The sequence below is a fragment of the Bradyrhizobium sp. CCGUVB4N genome, from assembly GCF_024199945.1.
Classification (GTDB): Bacteria; Pseudomonadota; Alphaproteobacteria; order Rhizobiales; family Xanthobacteraceae; genus Bradyrhizobium.
The window spans coordinates 6,671,277-6,697,268 of record NZ_JANADP010000001.1 but is presented as its reverse complement, the minus strand read 5'-3'; the positions used below and the strand labels follow the sequence as shown (position 1 = coordinate 6,697,268).

Annotated in this window: 25 protein-coding genes; 11 read left to right on the top strand and 14 right to left on the bottom strand. The window is 64.2% G+C overall.

Annotated features, from left to right (window positions below; translation table 11 throughout):
• Position 1 precedes the first annotated feature (1 nt).
• The gene (locus NLM31_RS31045; RefSeq protein WP_254194776.1) at positions 2-982 is read right to left on the bottom strand and encodes an ABC transporter substrate-binding protein; all 981 of its coding nucleotides are present in this window, start codon (positions 980-982) and stop codon (positions 2-4) included.
• A gap of 87 nt (positions 983-1,069) precedes the next feature.
• On the opposite strand from NLM31_RS31045, the gene NLM31_RS31040 reads away from it, so the two are divergent.
• Positions 1,070-1,429, top strand: coding sequence for a hypothetical protein (locus NLM31_RS31040; protein WP_254132944.1), 360 nt, complete (start codon positions 1,070-1,072; stop codon positions 1,427-1,429).
• A 178-nt stretch (positions 1,430-1,607) separates the two neighbouring features.
• On the opposite strand, the gene NLM31_RS31035 is transcribed toward NLM31_RS31040, so the two are convergent.
• Both NLM31_RS31035 and NLM31_RS31030 read right to left on the bottom strand, forming a co-directional pair.
• Positions 1,608-2,426 (bottom strand): quinoprotein dehydrogenase-associated SoxYZ-like carrier, encoded by an 819-nt coding sequence (locus tag NLM31_RS31035; protein ID WP_254194775.1) that lies wholly within the window; start codon positions 2,424-2,426, stop codon positions 1,608-1,610.
• Between the two features lie 44 nt (positions 2,427-2,470).
• Positions 2,471-3,394 carry a quinoprotein relay system zinc metallohydrolase 2 gene (locus tag NLM31_RS31030; protein ID WP_254194774.1) on the bottom strand — a complete coding sequence of 308 codons (924 nt, stop codon included), beginning with the start codon at positions 3,392-3,394 and terminating at the stop codon, positions 2,471-2,473.
• Positions 3,395-3,520: 126 nt separating this feature from the next.
• Between NLM31_RS31030 and NLM31_RS31025 the strand changes: the two genes are divergently transcribed.
• Complete coding sequence (locus tag NLM31_RS31025) at positions 3,521-4,399, top strand: substrate-binding domain-containing protein (protein ID WP_375167512.1); 879 nt, start codon at positions 3,521-3,523, stop codon at positions 4,397-4,399.
• The gene (locus NLM31_RS31020; RefSeq protein ID WP_254194773.1) at positions 4,396-4,953 is read left to right on the top strand and encodes a PQQ-dependent catabolism-associated CXXCW motif protein; all 558 of its coding nucleotides are present in this window, start codon (positions 4,396-4,398) and stop codon (positions 4,951-4,953) included. Before NLM31_RS31025 ends, NLM31_RS31020 begins: the two co-directional genes overlap by 4 nt.
• Positions 4,954-5,105: 152 nt before the next feature.
• Here the strand turns inward: NLM31_RS31020 and NLM31_RS31015 are convergent, their stop codons facing one another.
• The 6 genes from NLM31_RS31015 to NLM31_RS30990 form a co-directional block, all read right to left on the bottom strand.
• A complete protein-coding gene (locus tag NLM31_RS31015) occupies positions 5,106-5,405 on the bottom strand; it encodes a copper-binding protein (protein ID WP_254194772.1) in 300 nt (99 codons plus the stop codon).
• A 133-nt stretch (positions 5,406-5,538) separates the two neighbouring features.
• Positions 5,539-6,132 (bottom strand): hypothetical protein, encoded by a 594-nt coding sequence (locus NLM31_RS31010; protein WP_375143596.1) that lies wholly within the window; start codon positions 6,130-6,132, stop codon positions 5,539-5,541.
• A gap of 29 nt (positions 6,133-6,161) precedes the next feature.
• Positions 6,162-7,010, bottom strand: coding sequence for an ABC transporter permease (locus NLM31_RS31005; protein WP_254194771.1), 849 nt, complete (start codon positions 7,008-7,010; stop codon positions 6,162-6,164).
• Positions 7,007-7,813, bottom strand: a complete 807-nt coding sequence (locus NLM31_RS31000) for an ABC transporter ATP-binding protein (protein WP_254194770.1) — start codon at positions 7,811-7,813, stop codon at positions 7,007-7,009. The genes NLM31_RS31005 and NLM31_RS31000 overlap by 4 nt, the downstream gene beginning before the upstream one ends.
• The gene (locus NLM31_RS30995) at positions 7,810-8,793 is read right to left on the bottom strand and encodes a YVTN family beta-propeller repeat protein (protein ID WP_254194769.1); all 984 of its coding nucleotides are present in this window, start codon (positions 8,791-8,793) and stop codon (positions 7,810-7,812) included. Before NLM31_RS30995 ends, NLM31_RS31000 begins: the two co-directional genes overlap by 4 nt.
• Entirely contained in the window at positions 8,778-9,959 is a 1,182-nt protein-coding gene (locus tag NLM31_RS30990) for an ABC transporter substrate-binding protein (RefSeq protein ID WP_254132935.1), read from the bottom strand. Before NLM31_RS30990 ends, NLM31_RS30995 begins: the two co-directional genes overlap by 16 nt.
• Positions 9,960-10,086: 127 nt before the next feature.
• On the opposite strand from NLM31_RS30990, the gene NLM31_RS30985 reads away from it, so the two are divergent.
• The gene (locus NLM31_RS30985) at positions 10,087-10,590 is read left to right on the top strand and encodes a DUF3280 domain-containing protein (protein ID WP_254194768.1); all 504 of its coding nucleotides are present in this window, start codon (positions 10,087-10,089) and stop codon (positions 10,588-10,590) included.
• 12 nt (positions 10,591-10,602) lie between these two features.
• Here NLM31_RS30985 and fghA read toward each other — a convergent pair whose 3' ends face one another.
• Both fghA and NLM31_RS30975 read right to left on the bottom strand, forming a co-directional pair.
• Positions 10,603-11,448: an S-formylglutathione hydrolase gene (fghA, locus tag NLM31_RS30980; RefSeq protein ID WP_254194767.1), complete on the bottom strand. Its 846-nt coding sequence runs from the start codon at positions 11,446-11,448 to the stop codon at positions 10,603-10,605.
• 82 nt (positions 11,449-11,530) lie between these two features.
• On the bottom strand, positions 11,531-12,151 hold the full coding sequence (locus tag NLM31_RS30975) for a response regulator transcription factor (protein ID WP_027534106.1): 621 nt from the start codon (positions 12,149-12,151) through the stop codon (positions 11,531-11,533).
• 193 nt (positions 12,152-12,344) lie between these two features.
• Between NLM31_RS30975 and NLM31_RS30970 the strand changes: the two genes are divergently transcribed.
• The 4 genes from NLM31_RS30970 (at position 12,345) to NLM31_RS30955 (ending at position 18,501) form a co-directional block, all read left to right on the top strand.
• On the top strand, positions 12,345-13,703 hold the full coding sequence (locus NLM31_RS30970) for a histidine kinase (RefSeq protein ID WP_254194766.1): 1,359 nt from the start codon (positions 12,345-12,347) through the stop codon (positions 13,701-13,703).
• Positions 13,704-13,872: 169 nt separating this feature from the next.
• The gene (locus NLM31_RS30965; RefSeq protein WP_254194765.1) at positions 13,873-16,341 is read left to right on the top strand and encodes a TonB-dependent receptor; all 2,469 of its coding nucleotides are present in this window, start codon (positions 13,873-13,875) and stop codon (positions 16,339-16,341) included.
• A 143-nt stretch (positions 16,342-16,484) separates the two neighbouring features.
• Positions 16,485-16,892, top strand: a complete 408-nt coding sequence (locus NLM31_RS30960) for a hypothetical protein (protein WP_254194764.1) — start codon at positions 16,485-16,487, stop codon at positions 16,890-16,892.
• A gap of 145 nt (positions 16,893-17,037) precedes the next feature.
• Positions 17,038-18,501 (top strand): GH1 family beta-glucosidase, encoded by a 1,464-nt coding sequence (locus NLM31_RS30955; RefSeq protein WP_254194763.1) that lies wholly within the window; start codon positions 17,038-17,040, stop codon positions 18,499-18,501.
• A 111-nt stretch (positions 18,502-18,612) separates the two neighbouring features.
• On the opposite strand, the gene NLM31_RS30950 is transcribed toward NLM31_RS30955, so the two are convergent.
• Both NLM31_RS30950 and NLM31_RS30945 read right to left on the bottom strand, forming a co-directional pair.
• Complete coding sequence (locus tag NLM31_RS30950; RefSeq protein WP_254194762.1) at positions 18,613-20,781, bottom strand: alkaline phosphatase family protein; 2,169 nt, start codon at positions 20,779-20,781, stop codon at positions 18,613-18,615.
• The gene (locus tag NLM31_RS30945) at positions 20,768-22,573 is read right to left on the bottom strand and encodes a multicopper oxidase family protein (protein WP_254194761.1); all 1,806 of its coding nucleotides are present in this window, start codon (positions 22,571-22,573) and stop codon (positions 20,768-20,770) included. The genes NLM31_RS30950 and NLM31_RS30945 overlap by 14 nt, the downstream gene beginning before the upstream one ends.
• A gap of 432 nt (positions 22,574-23,005) precedes the next feature.
• Between NLM31_RS30945 and NLM31_RS30940 the strand changes: the two genes are divergently transcribed.
• The 3 genes from NLM31_RS30940 (at position 23,006) to NLM31_RS30930 (ending at position 25,756) form a co-directional block, all read left to right on the top strand.
• Positions 23,006-23,647: a general secretion pathway protein GspN gene (locus NLM31_RS30940; protein ID WP_254194760.1), complete on the top strand. Its 642-nt coding sequence runs from the start codon at positions 23,006-23,008 to the stop codon at positions 23,645-23,647.
• Positions 23,648-23,887: 240 nt separating this feature from the next.
• Entirely contained in the window at positions 23,888-25,120 is a 1,233-nt protein-coding gene (locus tag NLM31_RS30935) for an acetyl-CoA C-acetyltransferase (RefSeq protein ID WP_254194759.1), read from the top strand.
• A 333-nt stretch (positions 25,121-25,453) separates the two neighbouring features.
• Complete coding sequence (locus NLM31_RS30930) at positions 25,454-25,756, top strand: HU family DNA-binding protein (protein ID WP_148771079.1); 303 nt, start codon at positions 25,454-25,456, stop codon at positions 25,754-25,756.
• A 76-nt stretch (positions 25,757-25,832) separates the two neighbouring features.
• Here the strand turns inward: NLM31_RS30930 and NLM31_RS30925 are convergent, their stop codons facing one another.
• Positions 25,833-25,988, bottom strand: a complete 156-nt coding sequence (locus tag NLM31_RS30925) for a hypothetical protein (RefSeq protein WP_254132923.1) — start codon at positions 25,986-25,988, stop codon at positions 25,833-25,835.
• Positions 25,989-25,992: the final 4 nt, after the last annotated feature.

Genomic DNA, 25,992 nt, shown 5'->3' with positions numbered 1-25,992 from the left:
CTCAGTCTCCGGGGACGGCGTGATAGAACGTGCCGGGATCGAGCTCGGCCGCCGGACCGACCAGCTCGCGGCCGCCGATTTCGGCCAGCACGCGATAGAGCACGCGCGCGTCCGCTTCCTCATCGCTGATGTTCCGGCGTGGAATGCCGTCACGATAGCGGTCGCGGTAGGTCTTGAGCATGGCAGGATCGCTCGCGCCGGTGAGCGGGGCGATCTTGTCCCAGGCCGCATCCGAGGTCACCAGCAACTGCTTGGCCTTGCGGGTCATGGCGATGAAACGCGCCACGGCGTCGCGATGGCTCGCGGCCCAGCCCTCGTCGAAGACGTAGCCGACGGCAGAGACCGCGCCCTTGGCGCCGAGCTTCGGCAAGATCTCTTCGATGCCGGCGAGGCGCCGAAAACCCTTGGCCTCGAGCTGGGCGCAGAAATTCCAGAAATTCAGGCTCGCATCCATCTCGCCGTCGAGCGCCTTGGCGGCGATCAAAGGCGGCGCGCCATAGGCGATCGTCGCATCCGACTTCAGGTCGATGCCGTCCTGCTTCATCCGTGCCTGCAGCAGCAGCCAGCTCTTGTCGAGGGGACCGCCGCCGACGGCGAGCTTGCGGCCCTTCAGATCGCCAAGTGTCTTGATCGGTGATGCCGCGGGCACCATCACAGCGCCGAGCGCACTGGAATAGGGATAGAAGGTGAGCTTGGCGCCGAGCGCGCGCTCGCGCGACACCCACAGCCAGTCCGACAGCATGATGTCGGCATTGCCGGCGCGCAGCGCGATCTTGCCGGCCTCGGGGCTCGCAAGCTCGGTGACTTCCAGCGCCAGATTGGCCTCCTTGTCGAGTCCGGCCTCGCGGATGGTGGCCAGTTCCCAGGAGAACGTTCCGGTCTTCTGCACCGCCAGGCGGATGGTGTCGGCGGCATGGGCCGCCGTACCCAGCGTCAGCGCCAACGTCGTTGCGAGCGCCAATATTCGTGCCAAAACTCTCATCACCTTGTGAGCCATTTCCTCGGATAGGGTGCTTTTCAGGACAATAGGCATAGCATAGCTTCCATCGCAACCAGCGGGAGGACGCTCATGAGTTTTGCGGGACAGGTACGACCGATTGTCGCCGCTATGGTCGTGCTTGCGGCGACCGTCTGCACGGTGCGGGCCGAGGAGGCCAATGATTATCCGACGTCGGCGCGCGCGGAATACGTCTATGGCTGCATGAAAGCCAATGGTGAGACGCGGCAGGCGATCGAGCAATGCTCCTGCTCGATCGACGTGGTCGCCTCGATTGTCAGCTACGAACGCTATGTCACCGCCGAGACCGCGCTCAGCATGTCCCAGGTTCGCGGCAATCTCGGCACCCAGTTCCGGACGTCAGAGCAGGCCAATTCGGCCGTGAATGATTTGCGGCGGGCCCAGGCCGAGGCCGAGGTGAGGTGTTTCTAGTATAGCGGCATGGACGGAGCCATCTTTCTTCTCCCCTTGCGGGAGAAGGTGGCGCGAAGCGCCGGATGAGGGGTATCTCTCCGCGTGCTTGCGTGTGGAGAGATACCCCTCACCCGTCTCGCCGCTAATCGCGGCGATCCACCCTCTCCCGCAAGGGGAGAGGGGAAGTAAGTGGCTCTCACGTCCCCGGCTTCTCCACGTCCCACTCGTTGCGGAACACGTGCCCGTCCGTGTCCTTGGCTTCCGCGCGGAATCGCTTCGCGCCGTTGGACACGTAGGTGAAGCGCAGGTTGGGATCTTCCGAGATCGAGATGCCGCCTTCCATCGACAGCACGGGGCTGTCGTCCTGCGTCAGCTTCAGCTGGTTGATGAAGAAGGCGGGAATGTAGAGCTGCGTGACCTGATCCATCTGCAGGCCGGAATTGTTGGGATGGCCGATCATGATCTGGGCCTCGCGGATGCGGCTCGCGGGCGCCTCCTCGCGCGCGAATTGCCGGTAGCGCATCTGGCCGAGGCGGTTCTGGGCTTCCTCCGCGTTCTTCCCCGCCGGGGCCGAGCAACCGCCCGACGCCTTCACATAGGTCTTGGAGACGTAGAGCTGGCCGTCGCTCAGCTCCGCCACCGCATGAACGTCGGTGTAATTATTGACACGCACGCGCGTGGAGATCTCGGTGACATTGGCATCCGCGCCAAGCTCGAATTTCGCAGCCATCGGCGCCGGGTTGCGGTCGATCACCAGCGTGATCGATCGGATGCGGCGCGCATCGCCCGGTGACAGCTTGCTGCGCAGGGTCACCGGCACGATCGCCGCGTCCTCGGCGCGATAGGGCATTTCGATGGCGATGACAGCGTTGCCGTCGTTCATCGGACGGTTGCTGAAGATATCCTGCACCAGGCCAGGCCAGGGATCGTAGGCCTCCTCGGCGCTCGCGGGCAGCGCGAAGGCGATGCCGAGCAACGCGGCGATCAACGGCAGGCGGCGTGTGCATCCCATCATGGTCAGGGTCTCGTGCGAATTATTGGACAAGGGTAGCGCGGCCGCTACTCCCATTCAATTTCAGAAAATGCTGCGGTTGCGTTGCGGGCGTTGTAGTCGTCGAACAGTTCCCAATGCGACCGCTCGGCGGCCGCGGCCTTCTCGGCTGCGGTCCGGATCGGCTCGCCCTTCTTGTTCGAGGCACGGACGTCCGACAGCAGCGTCGAGAGATAACGCCGCTCATCCGAGAGCGCGGCAGGCCAGTCGCTCACAGGGCCGTGACCGGGAACGACGCGAACTGCCGGAACGGCCTCCAGCTCCTTCAGCAGGGCGAGCCAGCCGCGGATGCTGCCATCCATCACCGGGATGTGGCGGAGGAAGACCAGATCGCCTGCGAACAGGGTCCTGGTCGTCTCGTCGAACACCGTCAGGTCGTTGTCGCTGTGCGCGGCCGGCCAGGCGCGCAAGGTCAGCCGGCGCGATCCGAGATCGAGCGTCATGGTGTCCCGAACCAGCTCAGTGGGGGGCACGATCTTCACGGGATCGATCAGCTCATCGCCCATGATGCGCCGAAAATTATCGAGGTAATACGGCCCGCGCGTGGCCAGCGCCTGGGGCAGCTTGCTGTGGCCGACGAAGCTGGTTCCCTCCGCCACAAAGGCCGCATTGCCGAAGACATGGTCGGGGTGGCCGTGGGTGTTGATGACGTAGCGGATCGGCTTGCTGGTACGGGCCCGCACCGCGGCCAGCAGGGCTTCGCCTTCACGAAGGCTGCCGCCGGTATCGATCACGGCCACCGCAGCCTCGCCGACGATGAAGCCGACATTGGCGATGTCGCCCTCGTTCCCGCGGGTCATCAGGGCGATGGTCCCGGAGTGCACGAAGATTCCCGGTGCAACTTCGCTCACAGGCAATTCGGCCGCCCCGGCGCGTGCTAGCGTCGCTGCCAGCAGGGACAGGGCTGCGATCTTTGACGCGAGATGCGACACGTTTCCGCCTCAGTTCAGGGTTTGCCGCATTGCACTGCAGCACAACAAGCCAACGCGAAGTTTGGCAGAACATGGTGCGTCCTGCGTTGCATGGATAGCATTCGAATGAAATGAGGAGGAAGCGCGATGGAGGCCGGACGACATCGTCGCTGGTTGATTTCACTGTGTGTGATGGCGGTGTCGTGTGCGATCGGCGACATCGCTCGCGCGCAGACGACCGATGGTGGTGACCTCTCGTTCGAGCTGGTCGACCCCAAGGTGCTGCGCGTCTGCGCCGATCCGCGCAATCTGCCGTTCTCCAACGAGAAGGGCGAGGGCATCGAGAACAAGCTCGCCGAGCTGTTCGCGGACAAGCTTCAGAAGAAGCTCGACTACGTCTTCTTCCCGCAGGCCACGGGCTTCGTGCGCATGACGCTGGGTGCGCATCGCTGCGATGTCATCATGGGCTTCCCGCAAGGCGACGACCTCGTGCAGGGCACCAATCCCTATTATCGCACGTCCTATGCGCTGGTTGCGAAAGCGGGCAGCGGGCTGGAGGACGTCGACACGCTCGAAGACCCGAAGCTGAAAGGCAAGCATGTCGGCATCGTCGCCGGCACGCCGCCCGCGACCAACATGGCCATCGCAGGGCTGATGGGCGACGCAAAACCCTATCCGTTGATGATCGACACGCGCTACGACAATTCGGCGCAGGCCATGATCGACGATCTCGCTGCCGGCAAGATCGACGCCGGCGTGTTGTGGGGACCGATGGCGGGCTACTACGCCAAGAAGGTCGGCGCGATGCACGTGACCCCGCTGGTGAAGGAAACCACCGGCCCCAAGCTGGTCTATCGCATCGGCATGGGCGTGCGCGCCGCCGACCAGAACTGGAAGCGCCAGCTCAACAAGCTGATTCAGGAGAACCAGGGCGAGATCAACAAGATCCTGCTCGACTTCGGCGTGCCGTTGCTGGATGAAAACGACAAGCCGCTCGGTGTGGAGGCGGCCAAGAAGGCGCCATGAGGCGACCTCTTGCCGCTGCGCTGGTCGCCGCCATGCTGGCGGGGCCGGCTTTGGCGCAGCAGCAGGAGCCGTTCGAGCCCGGGGGCTATCGCACCGACAATTACCGCGCGCCGGTGCCGGCGACGCTGCAAGGCGCGCGCGTGCTGACGACGGCGGAGACCGAGGCGATCTGGCGCGCGAAGAGCGGTGCCTTCATCGATGTGCTGCCGCGCGCGCCGAAGCCGAAGAACCTGCCTGCGGGCACGGTGTGGCGGGATGCGCCGCGGAAAAACATTCCCGGCAGCGTCTGGCTGCCCGACACAGGCTACGGCGCGCTGCCGTCGGCGATGGACGATTATCTTCAGCGCGGTCTTGCGCAGGCGTCGCACGGCGACAAGGCCGCGCTGCTCGTGATCTATTGCCTCGCCGATTGCTGGATGTCCTGGAACGCCGCCAAGCGCGCGCTCGCTTACGGCTATGCCAACGTCGCCTGGTACCCTGATGGCACCGACGGCTGGGAGCGCGCGAATCTGCCGACGGAGGAGGCACAGCCGGAGCCTCGCCCGGAGCAGTAGGCGAGACGCGACAGCGGTGGCCTCGTGGTTCGAGACGACCGCTTCGCGGTCTCCTCACCATGAGGGTCTAACATCTCGCCGCGAAGCCAGACCTCATCCTGAGGAGCCCGCCGAAAGGCGGGCGTCTCGAAGGATGGCTACAAATGAGATTGCTATTGCTTCTGCAGCTTCGTCAGTGTGCCCGTGCCATCGCTGTCCGTCGCGGAATATGTCACCCGATCGCCGGCATGGACGGAATCCAGCATCGCGGCGTCCTTGGCCTTGTACTGCTGGAGCGCGCCCGCGCCGCCGGCGCTGCCGCCGACCGTGCCCTTCTGCATCTGCTGGATCGAGATCGTGTTGTTGAGCCGATTGATGCTGGTGACCATTCCGGTCATGTCGTCAGCAAAGGCGGAGGATGCGAGCACGGTGATGGCTGCAGCACCTGCGAGGATGAATTTTGCTGTTCCCATCGAGGCCTCCCGTTACTGGATTCACAGGACAAGCCATCCTAGAACGATTTGGTTCCGGCAGATAGCGCGGCAAACATGAATGATCACCTTGATATCGCGGGAACTTTTACGAAAGCCGTCAGAGGGACTGACGCTATTCCATTTCCTGCTGGATAACGCGGCCGAGCGCGAACAGGCGCTGGTCGATCGTGGTCGGAACCTCGCAGACGAAGCGCACCACCTTGCGGCGATCCTCGAAAATGCGGGTCTCCCAGATCAGCTGGTTGCTCATCGCGTCGACCTTGGTGTCGTCGCGCGGCGTCGCGTCCTGCAGCGCCTGGAGCTGGATGGTCTCGTCGCGGATCTTGTCGGCGGCCTCGCGCTGCTTGCGGCTGACGCGTTCGAGCCCGCTCATGACCTGGGAACGCTGGGCGTTCAGCGTGTCGAACAGGCCGGCGAACAGCAGTTTTGCGTTGGCGGTCTTGTCGGCCGCGGAGCCGCTCAAGAATTCCTTCACCGACTTTTCGGCTTCATCCAGCGGCGTCTTGCGCGCCGCGAGCTTCGAGACCAGGGCGCTGACCTTGCTGTCGTCCTTCCACTTGCTCGCGGCGTCGTCGAGCGCAGGACCGGCCCAGACCGCCGCAAGCGAGATCTCGGGCACCTTGGCCTGCGAGCAGGGCCAGTCGGGATAGCGCGGATCGGCTGCGCGTGCGGCGGCGGTCGAGACCGCAAACGCAAGCGCTGCCATGGCAAGTGTCCGAGCAAGTGTTCGAACCGTCATCCTTCGCCTCCCGCAGGCCCGCGCCGTGCCAGCCCGCGCGAGGGATCATAGGCATAGATCGCGGCGATCATGAAGACGATTGTACAGCCGGCGACCACGGCGAGCGAGATCCAGTTGATCTGCCCATACAGTGCAAACCGGATCAGCTCGACCGCATGGGTGAACGGGTTGGCCTGGCAGACATAATAGAGATAGGGGCTGCCCTCCTGCACCCGCCAGAGCGGGTAGAGCGCGGAGGAGGCAAAGAACATCGGGAAGATCACGAAGTTCATGACACCGGCAAAGTTCTCGAGCTGCTTGATGCCGGAGGAGATCAGCATGCCGAGCGAGCCGAGCATCAGCCCGGACAGGATCAGCGCCGGCAACACGGTGAGATAGCCGATCGGCGGAGGCGTGATGTCCCAGAACCAGGCAATGATCAGGAAGGCATAGACCTGGAGCAGCGACACCGCGGTGCCGGCGAGAAGCTTGCAGAACAGCAGGAAGCCGCGCGGCAGCGGGCTCACCAGCAGCGTACGCATATTGCCCATCTCGCGGTCATAGACCATCGAGAGCGAGGACTGCATGCCGTTGAACAGCTGGATCATCGCCATCAGCCCCGGTGCGATGAAGACCTCGTAGAGGATGTAGGTCTCGTAAGGCGGGATGATGGAGATGCCGAGCACCTGGCGGAAGCCGGCGGCGAAGATGAACAGCCACACCAGGGGCCGCACCAGCGCCGAGACGAAACGCTCGCGCTGATGCAGGAAGCGCAGGCCCTCGCGCCAGACGATGCCGGTCAGGCAGGTCATGTACTCGCCGGCCGAGAAGCCGCGCGGCGCGTGGCGCGTGGTGATGCTGCTCATGCGCCGCCTCCCGGCATCACTTGCGCACCGGTCAGGCGCATGAAGGCGGTGTTGACGTCCTGGGCGCCGGCCTCGGTGATGACGCGGCTCATCGGCCCCTGCGCCAGCACCTTGCCCTGGTGCAGCACCACGAGGTCGTCGCCGGCCATGATTTCGTCGAACAGATGAGTGGCCCAGAGCACGCCGATGCCTTGCTCGGTCACGAGCTGGCGGACATGGCTGATGATGTCGGCGCGCGCCTTGACGTCGAGCCCGACGGTCGGCTCGTCCAGCAGCAACAGCCGCGGCCGGTGCAAGAGTGCGCGTGCGATCTCCAGCCGACGCATCTGCCCGCCGGAGAGATCGCGCACCTTGCTGCCGGCGCGGTCCGAGAGGCCAATGCGCGCGAGCAGCTCGGCGCTGCGCGCGGCCGCCTCGCGACGGCTGATGCCGTGGAGCGCGGCGTGATAGAGCAGGTTTTGTGTCAGCGACAGATCGAGATCGAGCGTGCGCGGCTGGAACACGACGCCGAGCAGCCGCAGCGCCTCGCCGGGTGAACGGCTGATGTCATGGCCGAAAATGCCGACGCGGCCGGTCTGGATGCCGAACAGCCGCGTGATCAGCGAGAACAGCGTGCTCTTGCCGGCGCCGTTGAGGCCGAGCAAGGCGGTGAAGCTCGCCGGCTGCACGTTGAAAGAGACATCGATCAGAGCCCGGCGCGGGCCGTAGGAATGGCTGACGCCGTCGATCGACAGCGCCGGCACCGTGGCGGGATCGGGCCGTGGTGTCTCGCGAGGTTCGGCGATGGGAGCAGGGCTGGTCATGGTGCGATCGTGATGCCCCAGGGCAGTTCGCCCACCTGAATGGTCTTGATCACCTTTTGCGCGGCGACGTCGATGACGGAAACGTCGTTCGACACGCCATTGGTGGTGAGCAGATATTTTTCATCCGGCGTGAACGCCATGTGCCAGACGCGCTGGCCGACCAGCAGATATTTCGTCACCTTGCGCGTGGCGACATCGACCACGGCGACGCGGTTGGCGGGGCCGAGCGCGACGAAAGCGGTCTTGTCGTCCTTGGTCATGCCGATGCCGACCGGCTGGATCGCCTCCTTCCTCAAGCCCGGAATCTCGAAATTGACCTTGCCGATCACCTCGTGCTTTTGGGGATCGACGATCGACACGGTGCCGCCGATCTCGGACGACACCCACAATTCGGACGAGTCGTGTTTGAACTCGGCAAAGCGCGGCCGTGCATCGACCAGCACGTTGGCGACGATCTGGCGCGACGACGTGTCGATGAAATGCGCCATGTTGGTCGTCTCAGACGTGTTGATCAAAGTCTTGCCGTCGGGGCTGATGGTCATGCCTTCGGGCTCGACGCCGACCTGGATATCGCCGAGGCGGACGCGCTTCTCCAGATCGATCACGGTGACCGTGTTGTCGTTCTCATTGGCGACATAGAGCGTCTTGCCGGCGGCATCCTGGGTGAATAATTCCGGGTCGGGCCCGGAGGGCAGGGTGTCGACAATGGCCTGCGTCTTGGCATCGATCACCTGGATGGTGTCGTCGTCGCCGACCGCGACCATCACGAACTTGCCGTCGCGGGTGAACTCGATGCCGCGCGGACGCTGGCCGACCTTGATGGTCTTGGTCACCGTCCAGCTGTCGGTGTCGATCACCGACACCGTGTTGCTCTTCTCGTTCGAGACATAGGCGACGAAGGCATGCGCGGGCGCTGCCGCCAGCACCAGTCCGGACAGCAGTCCCACGCGCAACATCCGTGTCCTCATTTCAGCTTGCATTTGCTCTCCGGACGATCGTAGCCGAGCGTGTCGAGCTCGGAGACCTGGTGCAGAAACCCTTCCTGCGGCGACACCGATACCACCATGCGGCCGTCGACCAGCAGGATCGGCTGGCGGAGCTGGAGATTCCAGTCGCGCAGCGTCAGCTTGGTGCCCTTGAAAGCGGCGACGGAGAAGTCCGGTCCCTTGATGAAATCGGTGACCTTCTTGACGTCGCCCGAATTGGTGCGCGAGGTGGCCTCGCCGATCATGCGCACGGCCGTCCAGGCCTGCATGTCGAGCGCGGTCATGCGACGTGAGTTCAGCTTCATGAAGCGGTTCTGCATCTGCGTCGCGCCCCACTGGTCCTGCGCGGCGTCCCAGCTGCGCGGCACCAGGCCAGCCGAGCCTGCGACCGGGCGGGGATCCCAGGTGCGGTAGGGCAGATAGGCCGCGAACACCTCGCTCTCGTCGGCGGCGACCAGCACGTCATAGGCGGGCGCCTGTTGCGTGAACACCGGCATCTGCCGCTGGATCAGCGTCACGCCGGAGTCGGTGCGGCGCGCGCCGCCGGTGTCTTCGAAGGTGCGCTCCTGCACGATCTTGGCGCCGAACCGCGTGGCGGCCCGACGGAGCGCATCGGCGTAGAGCTTGTCCTCGTCATGCGAGCCGACCACCAGCAGCCAGCGCGGCCATCGCTTCCACACCAGATACTGGCCGAGCGCATCGGCCAGCATCGACCGCGTGGGCGCGCTGTGGATCACGTTGGCGCGGCAATCGGCCTCGCGCAGCCGCTCGTCGATCGCGCCGGCGTTGAACAGCAGCGTGCCGCGGTCGCGCAGGGCGTCCGCGACCTTCAACAGCGCGTCGGCCGGAAGGTCGGTGATGACAAAGCCGTTGTGCTCGGCAAGCGCGGTCGCGGCCTGGACCACGTCCTCGCCTTCCTTGATGCGGCGCTCTTCCAGCGTGAAGCGCTGGTTGAGGAATTTCCCGGTGGTGTTGTTGTCCTCGATCGCGAGCTTCGCGCCGGCGACGCCGTCATTGTCCGCGGGCTGCTCGACCAGCGAGAGCGTCGATCTGGTGCCGGCGACGCCGAGATAGCCGACGCCGATCGTGACCGGGTCGGCCGCGAGCGCTTGCATCGCTGCCAGACACAGGCCGATCGGGCCGAGCAACCATCGGATCATGCTTCCTCCTGACGTTCTCCCCGGCTTGACCGTCGGTGAAGAATTGTCTCTCTTGAAGCATGACCGATTTGGCCGGGCTTGCAACCCCGCATTTGGTCGTCGCGACACCACGGGCGGAATCACGATCATGCGAGCGCTGATATGTTTCGCGGCTTTGCTGCTGATGGGATCGCAGGCAGCCGCCGATCCGCCGAAGCTCGCCGTGTTCGATTTCGAGCTGATCGACACCAGCCTGCCCGGCGAGTTCTACGGCTCCAGGCCGGAAGAGGCGCGGCTCGCGCATATCAGCGACCAGCTGCGCAAGGAACTGGCTGAGTCAGGCCGGTTCCAGATGCTCGATATCGCGCCGATCAGGGATGCCGCGCATCACGCCAATCTGCAGGCCTGCGGTGACTGCGACCTCAAGCTGGCCGGGCAGTTGGGAGCCGACCTCGAGATCACCGGCATGGTGCAGAAGGTTTCGAACCTGATCATCAACCTCAACATCTATCTGCGCGACGTGAAGACCGGCAAGATGATCACGGCCGCCAGCGCCGACATGCGCGGCAACACCGACGAATCCTGGTCGCGCACGATGAGCTATCTGATCCGCAACCGCCTGCTGGCGCCGAACTACGGCAAGCCGGAGTAGGGGTGAGAGAACTCACCCCTTCAGCCGCTCCGCGTGCCAGTGCAGATGGTCGGTCATGAACGTCGAGATGAAATAATAGCTGTGGTCATAGCCCGGCTGGCGCCGCAGCGTCAGCGGGATGTTGGCCTTGTTGCAGGCCGCCTGCAGCAGCTCCGGCTTGAGCTGCTCTTTCAGGAAATTGTCGGCCTCGCCGACGTCGACCAGGAAGCCTGAATATTTCGCGCCGTCCTCGATCAGCGCCACCGTGTCATGGCTGCGCCAGGCCTCCTTGTTCGGCCCGAGATAGCCGGTCAGGGCCTTGATGCCCCATGGCACCTGCGACGGCGCCACGATCGGGGCGAAGGCGCTGGCGGCGCGATAGCGGTGCGGGTTGCGCAGCGCCACCGTCAGCGCGCCATGGCCGCCCATGGAATGACCCATGATCGACTGCCGCTTGGCATCGACGGGAAAATTTCCCGATACCAATTTGGGCAACTCGTCGGTGACATAGCTCCACATGCGATAATTGCGCGCGAACGGCGCTTCCGTGGCATCGACATAGAAGCCGGCCCCCAAGCCGAAATCATAGGCGTTGTTGGCATCGCCCGGCACGTCGGGCCCGCGTGGTGAGGTGTCGGGGGCGACGAAGATCAGTCCGAGCTCGGCGCAGGCTTTGCGGAATTCGCCCTTCTCGGTGACGTTGGCATGGGTGCAGGTGAGGCCGGAGAGATACCAGACCACGGGCAGCATGGCGCCGTCGGCATGCGGCGGAATATAGACCGAGAACACCATGTCGGTTCCGGTCGCCTGGCTCGCATGGCGATACACGCCCTGCACGCCGCCATAGGAAGTGTTGGTCGAGACAGTCTGGATCGTCATGCAATTGTGCTCCGTGGCATCTCACCACATCAAGAATGCAATGCTTGTGTGACCGAAATTTGCGGCGCGCGCAAACTCTGGGTCAGGCCACGCCGCTGTCGATCGCCAGCCGCACCAGCTCGACCGAGGTCTTCACCCCGAGCTTCTGGCGCATGATCGAGGAGGTGTTGGCGACCGTCTTGTAGGACGATTGTACCAGCCAGGCGATCTCGGACAGGCTCTTTCCAGCGCTGAGCAGCCGCAAAATCTCCATCTCGCGCGCGTTCAGCTTCGACAGCGGGCTTTGCGCCAGCGTCGGCCCTGCGAAGGCGATGCTGCGCGCGATCGCGCTCGGCAGATAAGTGCCGCCGCCGCCGACGGTGCGGATCGCCTCGACGAGATCATCGGGGTCGCCGGTCTTGGAGACGTAGCCCTTGGCGCCGCATTCGATCGCGCGCGCGGCGAAGGCCGGGTCGTCGTTCATGCTGAACATGATGATGCGGGCATCGGCCGCGCGCTCGAGGATGCGGCGCGCAAGCTCGAAGCCGGAGACGGTCGGCAGGTTGATGTCGATCACGCAGAGGTCGGGGCGCTCGACGATGAAGACGCATTCGCCGTCCTCGGCGTCGGCGGCCTCCAAAATCTCGATCTCGCCTTCGTCGGCCAGCACGGCGCGGCAGCCGGAGGCGACAATGGGATGATCGTCGACGATCAGAATGCGCATAAGCGTTCCCCGCGACAGCACCGGACTCTTTTTTCGTGCCGCATGATGCCGGACAAGGCGAGACGTGCGCCTCATGTCGGGTCATGCAACCCGGCCGGGATTGCTGTACGCTTCCGATTAGATATCGGGCGCTTCGTCTCTGTCAACGCTATCGGACGGGCGCGAGCGATCCTTCGTGGGGCAGGCGAGAGCAATGTGGCAAAATCTATCCTTGCGCGGGCGCATCAACCTCCTGCTGGCGCTGCTGCTTGCGCTCGGGCTCGCCGTCAACATCGGCCGCCAGGTCGCGGAGGCGGGGCCGCGCGTGCAGGCCGAGGACCAGAGCGTGATCCGGCTGGCGCGCGAATTCATCGAGATGATCGTTGCCGATCTCAACGAGGCGCCGGATCCCGATGCCAGGCTGAACCAGATCGCGCGTGACCTCAATCGGCTCCGCCATGTCAGCATTGCGCTCCGGGACGCCGGCGGGAACCCGCTGACGCCGCCTCGCACGGAGACCGATGACGACACCTCCGGGCCGCCCGCCTGGTTCGTCAGCCTGGTTCACCCCGAGCAGACCGCCGTCAGCGTGCCGGTCTCGGTGCATGGCAAGCCCGGCTCGCTGGTGATTACCTCGCATCCCAATGACGAGATCGCCGAGATCTGGGACGCCATCGTGACGCAGCTCGAGGTCGGTTCGGTCATCGCGCTGGTGCTGTTCCTGGTGATGATGAATGTGGTCGGCAGGGCGCTCGCACCGCTCCAATCCTTGACGCAGACGATGGGCGAACTCGAGGACGGCCGTTACGACGCGCGCGCGGCGCCCGGCGGCGCGCCCGAGCTCGCTGCGATCTGCACCAAGCTCAATCATCTCGCGGCGACGCTCGGCGAGGCGGTCGAGGGCAAGCGGCGGCTTGCCGAGCGCGCGGTGTCGCTCCAGGACGTCGAGCGCAAGGAGATCGCGCGCGAACTGCACGACGAGTTCGGGCCGTATCTGTTCTCGCTGCGCGCGCATGCCAGCGCGCTGGCCAAGCTCGCCGACGGACGTGCGCCGAGCGCGGAGGCCGTGCGAAAACACGGCGGCGCGCTGCTTGAGCAGATCAACGCGCTGCAGCAGTTCACCCGTCGCGTGCTGGAGCGCCTGAGGCCGGTCGGCCTCGCCGAGCTCGGCCTCGGCAAGGCGCTGGAATCGCTGTCGCGGCTGTGGCGGGAATCCCATCCCGAGGTGACCATCGAAACCACGATCTCGCCGGCGCTGGGCGTGACGGGCGAGACCGCGGACCTGACGATTTATCGCGTGGTGCAGGAGGCGCTCACCAACGCGTTCCGCCACGCCGGCGCGACCGCGATCAATGTGGTGATCGAGCCGGCGGAGCAGCCGGGCCGCGACGGCCGCTCCTGCGCCCGGGTGCGGGTGAGCGATAACGGCCGCGGCATGGAGCCCGGCCAAAAACTCGGCTTCGGCCTCGTCGGCATGCGCGAGCGCATTCTGGCGCTGGGCGGCACGCTCAACGTGGCATCCGGCGAGGGCGGCGTCACTGTGGAGGCGCTGGTTCCGACCGCGGCGGCCTGATTGCGCCCGGTCAAGTCGGGGAAAAGTCCCGATCGGGAAAAATTCCCGATTTCGTCGGGAAAACGGGTGCGGATTGTGCGCGACCTTTTGTGGCTGGTGCCCGAGCCGCCGCCGAATACACTCGTCGTAACCAAACGGCGAAAAACAGCCGAGGGTTACGGGTGGGACAATGGGAATGCGCAAGCTGGGACACACGCGAATTCTGCTGATGGCCTCGGTTTCGACCGGGCTGGTGTCCGGACTCTGTTTCGGAACGAGCGCGCGCGCGGCGCAGGACGAGGAGACCAACGTTCAGAACCTGCCCGCGGTGGAGGTGGTGGCGCCGCCGCCAGCCGCACGGCGAGCGCCGTCGCGGCCGGTCGCGCGCACGGCTGCGAGCGTCGGCAAGCCCACGGCACCCAGGATCTACGTCTACCCGACCTCGCCTGGTGCCTCCGGCAGCATCGATGTCGACAAGATCCCGGCGAGCGTCAGCGCCGTCGATCCGTCCCAGATCAAGCGCACGGGCTCGCTGAACATCGGCGATGCGCTTCAGCAATATGTCCCGGGCGTCAATCTCACCGAAGTCACCGGCAACCCATTTCAGCCGAACATCGAGTTTCGCGGCTATGTCGCCTCGCCGCTGGCCGGCACGCCGCAGGGGCTTGCCGTCTATCAGAACGGCGTGCGCATCAACGAAGCGTTCTCCGACACCGTGAACTGGGACGCGATCCCGACCGCGGCGATCCGCTCGGCGACGATCGTCACCAACAATCCCGCTTTCGGCCTCAACGCGCTCGGCGGCGCCGTCAACCTGCTGATGAAGGACGGCTTTACCTATCAGGGCGCCGAGATCGACGTCATGGGCGGCTCGTTCGGCCGCATCCAAGGCTCCGCGCAGTGGGGCAAGAAGATCGACAACAACTGGGCGGTCTATGGCGCGCTGGAAGGCGCGCATGACAACGGCTTCCGCAATTTCTCATCCTCGGACATTCGTCGTTTCTACGGCGACGTCGGCTACCGCTTCGAGGGCAACGAATTCCACGTCAACATGGGCGTCGCCGACAATCATCTGGCCGGCCCTAGCACCGTGCCGATTGAATTGCTCCAAAACTATTGGGGCGCGACGTACACCACGCCGCAGACCAACACCAACAAGGTCGGCTACGTCAATTTAACCGGTAAGGTCGAGGCGACGCCGACCTGGACCTTCGAAGGCACGGCGCATGTGCGCGGCTTCAACCAGAAGACCCAGGACGGCAACCCGACCGACGCTCAACCCTGCGGCGCCGATCCGACAACGCTGTGCTTCGGCGACGACTCCACACCCGCCTTCGGCCTGAACGGCGTCCAGCTCGCCAATCCCTTCGCGGCCGGAGCGGTGCTCGGCGAGATCGATCGCACCACGACGCGTTCGACCTCGTTTGGCATCTCCGGCCAGGCGACCAACAGCGACAGGCTGTTCGGGCACGAGAACCGTCTCGTGCTCGGCGCGAGCTACGACGCCAGCGTGACCCATTTCGACGCGAGCTCCGAGCTCGGGACGATCGGCGAGAACTACGTCGTCACAGGCAACGGCATCTTTCTGGGACAGTCGGGCAACCCGACCTCGATCGGTCCGGTGTCGCTGCGTACCGTCAACCAGTATCAGGGTCTCTACGCGCTCGACACGTTCAACGTGACGGACGCCTTCGCGATCACCGGCGGCGGCCGCTTCAATGCCGCCCGTGTCACGCTGGAGGATCAGCTCGGCACCGCCCTGAACGGCGACCACACCTACAACCGTTTCAATCCGGTGATCGGCGGCACCTACAAGATCACGCCGGAGCTGACCGCCTATGCCGGCTATTCGGAAGCCAACCGCGTGCCGACGCCGCTCGAACTCGGCTGCGCCGATCCGAACAATCCCTGCCTGATCGCGGCGTTTCTCGTCTCCGATCCCGATCTGAAGCAGGTGGTGTCCAAGACCGTCGAAGCCGGTTTCCGCGGCACCAAGGATCTGACCATCGGCCAGCTCGGCTGGAAGATCGGCGGATTCCGCGCGACCAACTATGATGACATCCTGGCGCTGCCGATCGCGGGGCTGCAGGGCTTCGGCTTCTTCCAGAACGTCGGCTCGACGCGCCGGCAGGGCCTGGAGGCCGAGATCAGCCTCAAGTCCAACGAGGTTCAGTTCCACGCGAGCTATGCCTTCGTCGACGCCCGCTTCCTCGATGCACTCGACGTCGCCTCCAACAGTCCGACAGCCGTCGCCAACGGCGGCATCATATCGATTGTGCCCGGCAACCAGATCCCGGCCATCCCGCGCCATCGCATCAAGGCCGGTATCGAATACGCCCTCACCGATGCCTGGAAAATCGGCGGCGACGCACTCTGGGTCTCGAGCCAGTATTATGTCGGCGACGAAGCCAATCTCGAGACCAAGCTGCCGAGCTACGCCGTGTTCAACCTGCACACGTCCTACCAGATCACCAAGAACTTCCAGATCTACGGCAAGGTCGACAACGTCTTTGACAACCGATATTCGACCTACGGCACCTTCTTCGACACCACCGCGCTGCCGAACTTTGCGAATGGCGGCAACAATTTCAATGACCCCCGCTCGCTGAGCCCGGCGCGTCCGCGCGCGTTCTACGCGGGAGCGCAGGTGACGTTCTGAGGCGGGTTGGGGAAGCGGACGCCCGCCCAACGCCCTGCGCCTGGCTCGTCGGAGCCCGGAATGACACGGGCCGCGTGATTAACCGTTCCTTAGTGCTGACCGTGCGGATGATTGGCACGGATAGACCAAGGGAGACTGCTCCCATGCTGAAGGACGGCACCTACGCAGCGTGGTACAAAACGCCGCTCGACCAGGGCACCGGCATCGTCCATGTCGCGGACGGCCAGATCTGGGGCCGCGACAGCCTGATGACGTATCACGGTTCCCTCGAGCTCGATGGCGATCGCTTCACCGCGACCGTGTCGACGAAGCGTCATACCGAAGGACGTGTCACCGTCTTCGGCGTCTATGATGAACTGACGCTGGACATCAAGGGCACGTGCCCCGACAAGATCGCGACCTACACGGCGACGGCCGGGCAGGCAGGAGGCGTCATCCTCCAGGGAACGCTTATCCTGACGGAGCAGCCGGCGGCTGCCTCCGAACGAACCGGGCAGGTCCCGGCGTTCAATCCCGACAGGTTGCCAAAGCTGCCGAAACGCTCGCGCTGATCGCGGCGAATCCGCCGCCTGCATCGACATGTCGCGCCCCTGGGCCGCGCAATTCTGCATCCTCAAACTTCGGTTCCGGCGCTTTTCAAACCGCCTGCGCCCCGTCATTGTGCCGCCGCATCAATCAATTCGGGGCACAGCATCAATGTCGGACAAGGTCTCGCGTCGCCAGTTCGCGAAAATCGCGGGGTTGTCCGCAGCCGGCATGACCGCTCCGCTGGAACGCGCCGACGCCATGTCCGCAGTGGTGTCGCGCAGCGCCGGCGGCTTTCCGCAGAATTTCCTCTGGGGCACGGCGACCTCGTCCTATCAGGTCGAGGGTGCGGTCGAGGAGGACGGGCGAGGGGCCTCGATCTGGGACAAGTTCGTCCGCCTCCCCGGCAAGATCGAGGACGGCACCACCGGCGACCGCGCCAACGAGCATTATCACCGCTACAAGGACGATATCGCGCTCATCAAGGAGCTCGGCTGCAAGGCCTATCGCTTCTCGGTGGCCTGGCCGCGGGTGTTTCCAGACGGAGACGGCAAGCCGAACCCGAAAGGGCTCGACTTCTACAATCGCCTGGTCGACGAACTCCTGAAGAACGGCATCGAGCCGTGGCTGACGCTCTATCACTGGGATTTGCCGCAATCGCTGCAGGACCGGTTTGGCGGCTGGCGTTCGACCGAGACCTGCAAGATCTTTGGCGATTACGCCGCCTATGTCGCCGAGCACCTGACCGATCGCGTCAAGAATGTCTTCACGCTGAACGAGAGCGGCCGCTTCGTCTATTTCGGTTACGGCGTCGGCATCGATGCGCCGGGCCTGACCCTGCCGCAGGCCGAAGTGAACCAGATCCGGCACAACAGCGCGCTCGCGCATGGGCTCGCCGTGCAGGCGGTGCGCGCTCATGGCCGCCGCGGCACGCGCGTCGGGCCGGCCGAAAACATCGATGCCTGTATTCCGGCGATCGACACGCCCGCGAACGTCCGTGCCGCCGAGATTGCGTTGCGGGAGCTGAACGCCGGTTATCTCAACGTCATCATGACGGGCCGATACACCGAGGCGTTCCTCAATTACGCCGGGGCCGATGCACCGAAATACACTGACGCCGAGCTGAAGATCATCTCGTCGCCGGTCGACTTCCTCGGCCTCAACATCTATGCGCCGCAGCACTACATCGTCGCCTCCGACCAGGGGGCGGGCTTCATGCCGCTGCCGGTCCCGAAAGACTTTCCGCACATGAATTCGAACTGGCTGCGCGTCGGCCCCGAGACGATCTACTGGGTGCCGAAGCTGGCTGCAAATATCTGGAAGACGGATGCGATCTATATCAGCGAGAATGGTACGTCCGGCGACGACCAGGTGATGCAGGACGGCAAGATCTACGACACCGACCGCATCATGTATCTGCGCAATTATCTCGCCCAGCTCCAGCGCGCCACCACCGAGGGCGTGCCGGTGCGCGGCTACTTCCTCTGGAGCCTGATGGACAATTTCGAATGGGTGTTTGGGCTCAACAAGCGCTTCGGGCTCTATCACGTCAATTTCGATACCCAGGTGCGCACGCCAAAGCTCAGCGCGAGCTTTTACCGCAACGTGATCGCAAACAACGCGGCGGGGGCGTGATCTTTCTCCCGCATCTCCATTGCCGTCGAGCGGTTCGCTGATCTCCAAAAAGCAACGGCCGCCCGTGAGGGCGGCCGCCATCATTCGCTATCCGGATTGGGATCCGGCTGACTAATGCCCCGGGAAGCCGGGGAATCCAGGCTCTCCGTGCTCCGCGAACTCGAAGAAGTCGAAGAGATCGCTGATCGCCGGGCTGTTGAGGGGAACGTAGGGATTGCCGAACTCGGCGACCGGGTTCGGGAAGTTGTCGCGACTGCGATGCGTGATCGTCGGCAGCTGCCAGTTGCGCTCGATGAATTTGATGATCGAGACGTGATCCGCGTAGTGGTGCGAGATATGGCCTGGCTTCACAAGCGGTGAAACCACGATCAACGGAATGCGGGTGCCGTCGCCGAAGAAGTCGAGCGGCTGCACGTAGCCCGAGTCGTAATAGCCGCCGCCTTCGTCGAAGGTGATGAAGATGGCGGTGTCGTGCGCGTAGGGCGAGGCCTGGATCTGGTCGACGATCTTCTTGGTGAAGCCTTCGAACAGATCGAGCTTGGAGGACGCCGGGTGGCCGTCGACGAAGCCGCTCGGCTTGACGATCGAGACTGCAGGCAGGGTGCGGGCGGAAATATCTGCGTACAGTTTCGTCGAGTCGTGCAGGTGCTCGGCAACCTGGTCCGGATGCGACATGATGGACGTGTCGTACTGGAACGGATTGCAGATGTTGCAGTATTCATCCGCGGTCGGACCCGTCGCACCCCAATTGAGCTGGTACGGATCGTCGACGTAGTTGTCCCACTGGTCGCCGTAATACTTCCAGGAAATATTCTTGTCGTTGAGGAGGTCGCCGATGCTGCGGGTCGACGACGGCGGAATGGTGAACGGCGTATTCGACGGATTATGGTCGACGTAGGCGTTCTTGCCGTTGCCGAACCAGCCGGGATTGTAGTTGTTCAGCAGGTAATAGTGGCCGGGCTCGCAGTGGGGATCAATCGGGCGCGGCAGTGACTGCAGGTAATCCCTGATCGGCTTGACGCCGGGCTGGGTGGGATCGGAGCAGTCGCTGTACGATCCGCCGCCCGAGGCGGGCGAGACGGAGAACGGAGGCGGATAGCCCGAGTTGAAGCTATTGCCGTAACCGTCCTCGGTGTACCAGTTGTTGGTGTCGGACGCCGGATTGGGGTTCTCGATCATATGGACGACGCCGGCATCGGGGGTGCCGCCGAAGACCTGCACGCCGTTCGGCGGAGCCGCCGGCTTGCCGTCGGAGTCGCTGAACCAGAGCGCGTCGGCATGGCCGAACATGATGTGGTTGGCGCCGGTGCCGCCGTTGACGGATTGGTGGAAGTTGTCGCTCATCGCGTACTTGTCCGCCAGGCTCGTGAAATAGGGCGCGTCACCCTTTTGCACGTTGTAGAAGCCGAGCGCGGTCGAACCTTCTCCCGTGGTCACTGCGTCCGGCGCATATTGGGTGCTGAAGGTCTCCGGCTGCGCAGCGCCGTTGGCACCGGCACCGACGGTCACTTCGACCCAGGCGAACAAATTGCCGGTGCAGCCCGAGGGATTGTCCCGGCTGGCGGAGCCCTTACCGCAATTCAATTGCTGCCACATCTGGTAGAAGCGATGCACCGGGCTCGCTGCGTAGCTTTCGTAGAGGAACGTGTTGCCGTTGGTCAGCTGAAACGGGCCGGCCGGCAGGGTGTTGACGGCGGTGATGCGCTGGTCCGGCGTCTTCGAGGTCTGGCCGGTGCCGCCGGTCAGCAGTGAAGAATAGTAGTTCGGGTCCAGGCCGGTTTCCGTTTGCTGCGCGAGCGTCAGGCTCGCCTGGCATTGCGCGATCGGCGTGCTGCCGCACTGGTTGGGGATGTAGGAGACCTTGGGTCCGCCGACCAGCGGAGCCGGCAGCTGGTCGTTGGGGAAAGTCTGCTTCGGCGGGCTCAGCAGGAACGCGTCCTTTGAACCGATGTCCTTTGCCGCCAGCTGATGCGCTTGCTCGAAGTTGGGGCCGGGGACCGCATTCTTGTTGGCGTCGAGCTTGATGATGCCCCTGGAGAGCAAATTGTTGATGGTGTGCCGGCGATCCTTCGGCACGTAAGTGGCGAACACGTGGTCGAAGCTGCGGTTCTCGCCGATGATGACGATGACGTGCTTGATCGGTGACCGCGTGTAGTGATCGGCGGGGGACGGCGCGCCGCCCGCAAGCACCGGACTCAGGCAGAATTGCCCCATCGCCAATGCACTCAGTCCGATGCGGCAACTGTCTAGCAAACGTGACTTGCGTCTATTTAGGCTCATTCTGCGCTCCCTTGGGTAGTAGTTGACCTGACGACTCGGTGGAAACGGCGGTGTTGGCAGCCTCGACGCGGATTCGTCCCATCATGCCGTTGTCCTCGTGCTCGAGGAGGTGGCAGTGGTAGACGAAGGTGCCGACGATGTTCGGGTCGCGAAAATCCATGCGCAGCCGCACGCTCGGATATTGCAGCATGCGGCCGTTGTAATAAGGGACGTTGACGGTATCGCGCACGAACGGCTCGTTGACCTGCATGCCCGACCATTCGCGCAGCTCGAAGTGAAGCTGATGGGTGTGGAAGTCGTGCAATTCCGTCGAGCGGTTCTCGATGATCCAGTCCTCGACGTCGCCTTGCCTGACGACGATGTCCGCAATGTCCGAACCCGCATCGAACGGCTTTGGCTTTTCGCCATCAACGGTGATGTAGAACGTCACGGGGCTGTTGGGATCGTCCGGATTGGTCGGCTGCTCGGAGAAGTACAGTTTCCTGACGCGCGCCGGCGTGACGTCTCCGATCCAGGGGCGAACGGCTGATGGCAGTGGTTGCGGATTTGCCGGCAGCCTCGATTGCGGTTCGGGTGCATCGTCCGCGGCCGTGATCAACAGGAGCGCGCGGTTCGGATCGTTCTCACCGGCCGGCCCGGTATCGACCGTTCGCGTCACCAAGAGCGCCGGTACGCCGAGCGGCGGACCTTCGACGATGAACTCGACGCGGGAGCCGGGCGGCACGCCGATGCGATTGACCCATTCGACCGCAAGCGCCGGGCTGCCGTTGAAATGGACCGGCACGCCATCGATGGCGACGATGCCGAGCGGCTGCGGCGCGCGCCGGAACACGACGGCGAGATTCAGATAGGTGATCGCCGAGGCGTTGAGAACGCGCCATAGCTGTCGCTCGCCCGGCTTCATCTTGAGCGATGCCGGCGGATAATCGGGATAAGGCACCGGCACGAAGTTGACGGACAGGTCTTTCGCCGGCCTGCCGAAGCCGGTGCCGTTGTTGGTGGTGTCACCGTCACTGTCGATCTGATTTTTCGGGACGATCGGCTCGGATTTTGCGGGCGGTGCGTCGGGGTTCAAAAGGTCGAGGTCGCGGATCACCAACACCCGCTCGGGGAGACCAGCCAGTTCCGGAGCGGCCCGCTCGACGCCTTCGATGATCAGCGCGCCCGACGCCCCGCCGAGCACCTGGGCCTTGCTGAAGCCGTGAATATGCGGGTGATACCAATAGACTCCGGGCGGCTCGTCGGCGGGAATGCGCAACCGGTATTCGAAGGGCGGATCCTCCGGCTGGATCGAGGTCTTCAGCACATCGTCCTGATGGCATACCGGCGGCGCCGTCAGCCCGTGAAAGTGCAGATTGGCCGATGTCGCTCGCATGGCGTCGCTGCCGCACGGATCCGAGATCCTTTTCGACACACATAGCGGCGCGGGGAACGGCAGTGCTTGCGGCTGATCCGCGACCGGGCGTGCCGGCGCAAGCTCGGTCAGATCATTCTTGAAGCGCACGATCAGCAGATCGCCCGGCTGGACCCGTAATGTCGGCGACATCTCGCCATCGGGCGTCAGGTAGCAGTAACGGGTCGAGCCGTCCGGCTGCTTGCTGTTGTGAATGGAAAGCTCGACCTGCAGGATCCCGTCGTGGCTGCGAAGGTCCTGCGGTTCCTGTATGGCGCTGCCGGATGTCGGCCGCTGACAGGCTTCGCGTTGTGGTTGTGAGGGCTGAGTAAACCCGCTGGTTCCGAGCAAAGCCACGAAGCTGATCGCTCCGAGCCCCAGCATTGCAAACCAGGACACGACAGCGAACACGCCGATCGGCCATCGTCGTGTCGATTGATTTCGCGCGATCCGACCAAGCCAACCACGTGATCGCGCTTCGGAATCAATCATGGACAGACCCGGATCCCGCTTCGCTGAGGAATGACGGAGAGATGACAATTGCTGCGTCGTATCGACGCGGGTAGTTGTGTAGCACCCGCTCTCTGACAGGTTGTTTACACGACGATGACAGGCACGATCGCAGGCGATGGAACTCACACCTGGCAGGCGACGACGATCAGGGCTGTGCAGGCGACGGAGACGAAAGACATCGCGAGCAACGTCCGACGACGTCGTCAGTCGTGCGCGAGAGTCGTCGGCGCCTGCGTGCGGTGTTGGCTTGGTCGATCTGCTTGATCAGGGTCACGTCGCATGCAACAACGAGCGCACTGGATGGCGGAGCGGACAACCGTGGCGAAACTGACATGGTATCTGTTCCTGGTCTCCACGCTCTGCGTGCTTGCACCACATGCGGCGCTGACCGCGGATAATTTCAGTGACGAAGCCGCGCGTGGCGTCGGTGATCTCGCCGCAACACCGCTCGGGGATTCCATCGCGGCTTCCGTTTGGGCGCCGCGCACGCCCGCCGAGCAGCCGGGTGAGCCCGCGCGAAGAGGCAATCCGCTGTGGGAGGTCCCGTTTGAGATCCTCAGCGGCACGCGCGAGCGTCCGGTATTTTCGCCCTCGCGACGGCCGCCGCCGGTCGCGGTGACCGAGGTCGCGGTCGCGAAGCCACCGCCGCCGAAGCCGGCGCAGGAGGCGCATCCTCCACCGCTTTCGCTGGTCGGCACCGTTATCGGCGACGACCGAAGCCTCGGCATTTTCGTCGACCAGACCTCCAAGGCTGCCGTGCGGCTGAGAACAGGCGACGACTATCAGGGCTGGAGATTGCGCGCGGTGCAGGGCCGCGAGGCGACGTTCGTGCGCGACCAGCAGACCGTCGTGCTGAATTTTCCGGAGCCCGGAACGGCTGCGCCGATGGCGCCGCGCGTTGAAGTCGCGGCTGTGGCGTCGCCGACCGATGAACCCAGGCGGCCGCACGTCCATCGTTAGCCGATCAGGTAGCGGCTGATATTCTGGCGATCATAGATTGTTGCTCCTGTTTTGCCCGACGTGTCAATTGCTCTACGAATAGGCGAGGTAGCACCCGGCACCCCAATCCCTACTTTGCATGGGGTTGTTTTCGCGTTTTTTGCGAAGGGGTGGGAAGCGGGCGCGCGGCGCGCCGATTGACTCCGTTGTCCCCCTGATTCAAAACCGTCCTCAACAGTCAAGAACAAGAGGACAACGCCCATGACCGACGCGCTGATCATCGATGCCTGCCGCACCCCGCGCGGTGTCGGCAAGGCCGGCAAGGGGGCACTCTCCGGCATTCACCCGCAGCAGCTCGGCGCCACCGTGCTCCGTGCGCTTGCGAACCGCACCGGCATCAACACTGCCGATGTCGACGACATCGTCTGGGGCTGCAGCGCGCAGGTCGCAACGCAGGGTGGCGATCTCGGCCGCATGTCGGCGCTCGATGCCGGCTATGACGTGCGCGCCAGCGCGGTGACGCTCGATCGTTTCTGCGGCTCCGGCATCACCAGCGTCAACATGGCGGCATCCTCGATCATGGCAGGCGCGGAAGATCTCGTCATCGCCGGCGGATGCGAGATGATGTCGATGGAGGGACGCCGTGGCGGCGGTCCGATGATGATGGACTCGGGCAATCTGCGCTTGCGTGCGCGGCATCCACAGTCGCACCAGGGCGTCTGCGCCGATGCGATCGCGACGCTGGAAGGCATCACGCGGCAGGACGTCGATGCGCTCGGCCTCGAAAGCCAGAAGCGTGCGGCGCAGGCGATTGCCGGCGGCCACTTCAAGAAGAGCCTCGTGCCCGTGCATCGCGAGGACGGCAGCCTCGCACTCGACCACGAGGAATATCCGCGGCCGCAGACCACGATGGAAGGTCTAGCAGCCCTCAAGCCCGCATTCCCGGCGGTCGCCGACTATGCGCTGGACGACAAGGGCACGACCTATCGCGGCCTGATCCTGCAGAAATATCCGGACCTCGACATCGACTTCATGCATCACGCCGGCAACTCGTCCGGCGTCGTCGATGGCGCCGCCGCGATCCTGCTGGCGTCACCGTCCTATGCCAAGGCGCATGGTCTCAAGGCCCGCGCCCGCGTGGTGGCGATGGCGAACATGGGGGACTCGCCGACCCTGATGCTGAACGCGCCGGTGCCGGCGACGCGCAAGGTGCTGGCGAAAGCCGGGCTCACCATCGACGACATTGATCTCTTCGAGATCAACGAGGCCTTTGCGGTCGTTGCGGAAAAATATATCCGCGATCTCAAGCTCGACCGCGCCAAGGTTAACGTCAATGGCGGTTCGATCGCGCTTGGTCACCCGATCGGCGCGACCGGCTCGATCCTGATCGGCACCGTGCTCGACGAGCTCGAACGGCGCGACCTCAAGCGCGGTCTCGTCACCATGTGCGCCGCGGGAGGCATGGCGCCTGCCGTCATCATCGAGCGTGTTTAGTGTGCTGCGACCCGTAAAAAGCAGGGAAAAACGCCGCACGATGGCGATCCAGCCTTATTTTCTAGGGTGAAATGCGACCGGCATCCTACAAAGATGCCGGTCGTCGCTTGTCGAAAGCATCGAATCAGCTTTAGCAAGGCTGCTTGCGGGCCTTTGAAACAAGGCAAAAACCGCTGCCCGAGGCGCCTTCCGCGCAGGAAGCCGCTAAAATGCAGGGTTTTTTGCCTCAGGGGGCCAAAAAAGCCCGTAAAACCGCGACAAAACTGTGCAGAAGGCTATAGGCCTTCGCCGGTTGGTCTAATATGCAACCGGCAACGAATCAGAGGAGACACGATGCCGACCCAACTTTCCAAATCGCAGCTGATCGAAAAGATCGCGACCGCCACCGAGCTTTCCAAGCGCGACGTCAAGAGCGTCATGGAGACGCTGACGGACGTCGGCCACAAGGAGCTCAAGAAGAACGGCCTGTTCCTGGTGCCGGGCTTCGCCAAGTTCGTGGTCATCAAGAAGCCCGCGACCAAGGCGCGCAAGGGCACCAACCCGTTCACGGGTGAAGAGATGATGTTCAAGGCCAAGCCGGCCCGGAAGATCGTTCGCGCCCGCCCGGTCAAGGCCGCCAAGGACGCCGTGGCCTGATAACGCAAAGGCCCCCTCGATGAGAGGGGGCCTTTTGGTTTGAGTTAAGTGACCGCGAGGGCTGAAGCGGAGGGGTTCAGCCCTTGCGGCGCCTGGCCCGAACCGGGATCGGCTGAAGCCGCGGCTCGGGCCCGGCGAGCGCATCGCGCACCCGGTCGATGGCACGATCGAGCAGCTGGCGCAGCCGCTGCGTCTTCCGCGATCGCTTCGCTTCTTCCAGCAGTTTCTTCATCGCA

Coding starts and splice junctions, on each gene's coding strand:
- NLM31_RS30990 (WP_254132935.1), bottom strand. CDS start 9,959: ATGATCCGATGGTTGCTCGGCCCGATCGGCCTGTGTCTGGCAGCGATG.
- NLM31_RS31035 (WP_254194775.1), bottom strand. CDS start 2,426: ATGATGGGATGCACACGCCGCCTGCCGTTGATCGCCGCGTTGCTCGGC.
- NLM31_RS30955 (WP_254194763.1), top strand. CDS start 17,038: ATGTCGGACAAGGTCTCGCGTCGCCAGTTCGCGAAAATCGCGGGGTTG.
- NLM31_RS30975 (WP_027534106.1), bottom strand. CDS start 12,151: ATGCGCATTCTGATCGTCGACGATCATCCCATTGTCGCCTCCGGCTGC.
- NLM31_RS30925 (WP_254132923.1), bottom strand. CDS start 25,988: ATGAAGAAACTGCTGGAAGAAGCGAAGCGATCGCGGAAGACGCAGCGG.
- NLM31_RS30970 (WP_254194766.1), top strand. CDS start 12,345: ATGTGGCAAAATCTATCCTTGCGCGGGCGCATCAACCTCCTGCTGGCG.
- NLM31_RS30950 (WP_254194762.1), bottom strand. CDS start 20,781: ATGAGCCTAAATAGACGCAAGTCACGTTTGCTAGACAGTTGCCGCATC.
- NLM31_RS31015 (WP_254194772.1), bottom strand. CDS start 5,405: ATGGGAACAGCAAAATTCATCCTCGCAGGTGCTGCAGCCATCACCGTG.
- NLM31_RS31045 (WP_254194776.1), bottom strand. CDS start 982: ATGAGAGTTTTGGCACGAATATTGGCGCTCGCAACGACGTTGGCGCTG.
- NLM31_RS31020 (WP_254194773.1), top strand. CDS start 4,396: ATGAGGCGACCTCTTGCCGCTGCGCTGGTCGCCGCCATGCTGGCGGGG.
- NLM31_RS30960 (WP_254194764.1), top strand. CDS start 16,485: ATGCTGAAGGACGGCACCTACGCAGCGTGGTACAAAACGCCGCTCGAC.
- NLM31_RS30995 (WP_254194769.1), bottom strand. CDS start 8,793: ATGCAAGCTGAAATGAGGACACGGATGTTGCGCGTGGGACTGCTGTCC.
- NLM31_RS31005 (WP_254194771.1), bottom strand. CDS start 7,010: ATGAGCAGCATCACCACGCGCCACGCGCCGCGCGGCTTCTCGGCCGGC.
- NLM31_RS31040 (WP_254132944.1), top strand. CDS start 1,070: ATGAGTTTTGCGGGACAGGTACGACCGATTGTCGCCGCTATGGTCGTG.
- NLM31_RS30985 (WP_254194768.1), top strand. CDS start 10,087: ATGCGAGCGCTGATATGTTTCGCGGCTTTGCTGCTGATGGGATCGCAG.
- NLM31_RS30935 (WP_254194759.1), top strand. CDS start 23,888: ATGACCGACGCGCTGATCATCGATGCCTGCCGCACCCCGCGCGGTGTC.
- NLM31_RS30930 (WP_148771079.1), top strand. CDS start 25,454: ATGCCGACCCAACTTTCCAAATCGCAGCTGATCGAAAAGATCGCGACC.
- NLM31_RS30965 (WP_254194765.1), top strand. CDS start 13,873: ATGGGAATGCGCAAGCTGGGACACACGCGAATTCTGCTGATGGCCTCG.
- fghA (WP_254194767.1), bottom strand. CDS start 11,448: ATGACGATCCAGACTGTCTCGACCAACACTTCCTATGGCGGCGTGCAG.
- NLM31_RS31000 (WP_254194770.1), bottom strand. CDS start 7,813: ATGACCAGCCCTGCTCCCATCGCCGAACCTCGCGAGACACCACGGCCC.
- NLM31_RS31010 (WP_375143596.1), bottom strand. CDS start 6,132: ATGGCAGCGCTTGCGTTTGCGGTCTCGACCGCCGCCGCACGCGCAGCC.
- NLM31_RS31025 (WP_375167512.1), top strand. CDS start 3,521: ATGGAGGCCGGACGACATCGTCGCTGGTTGATTTCACTGTGTGTGATG.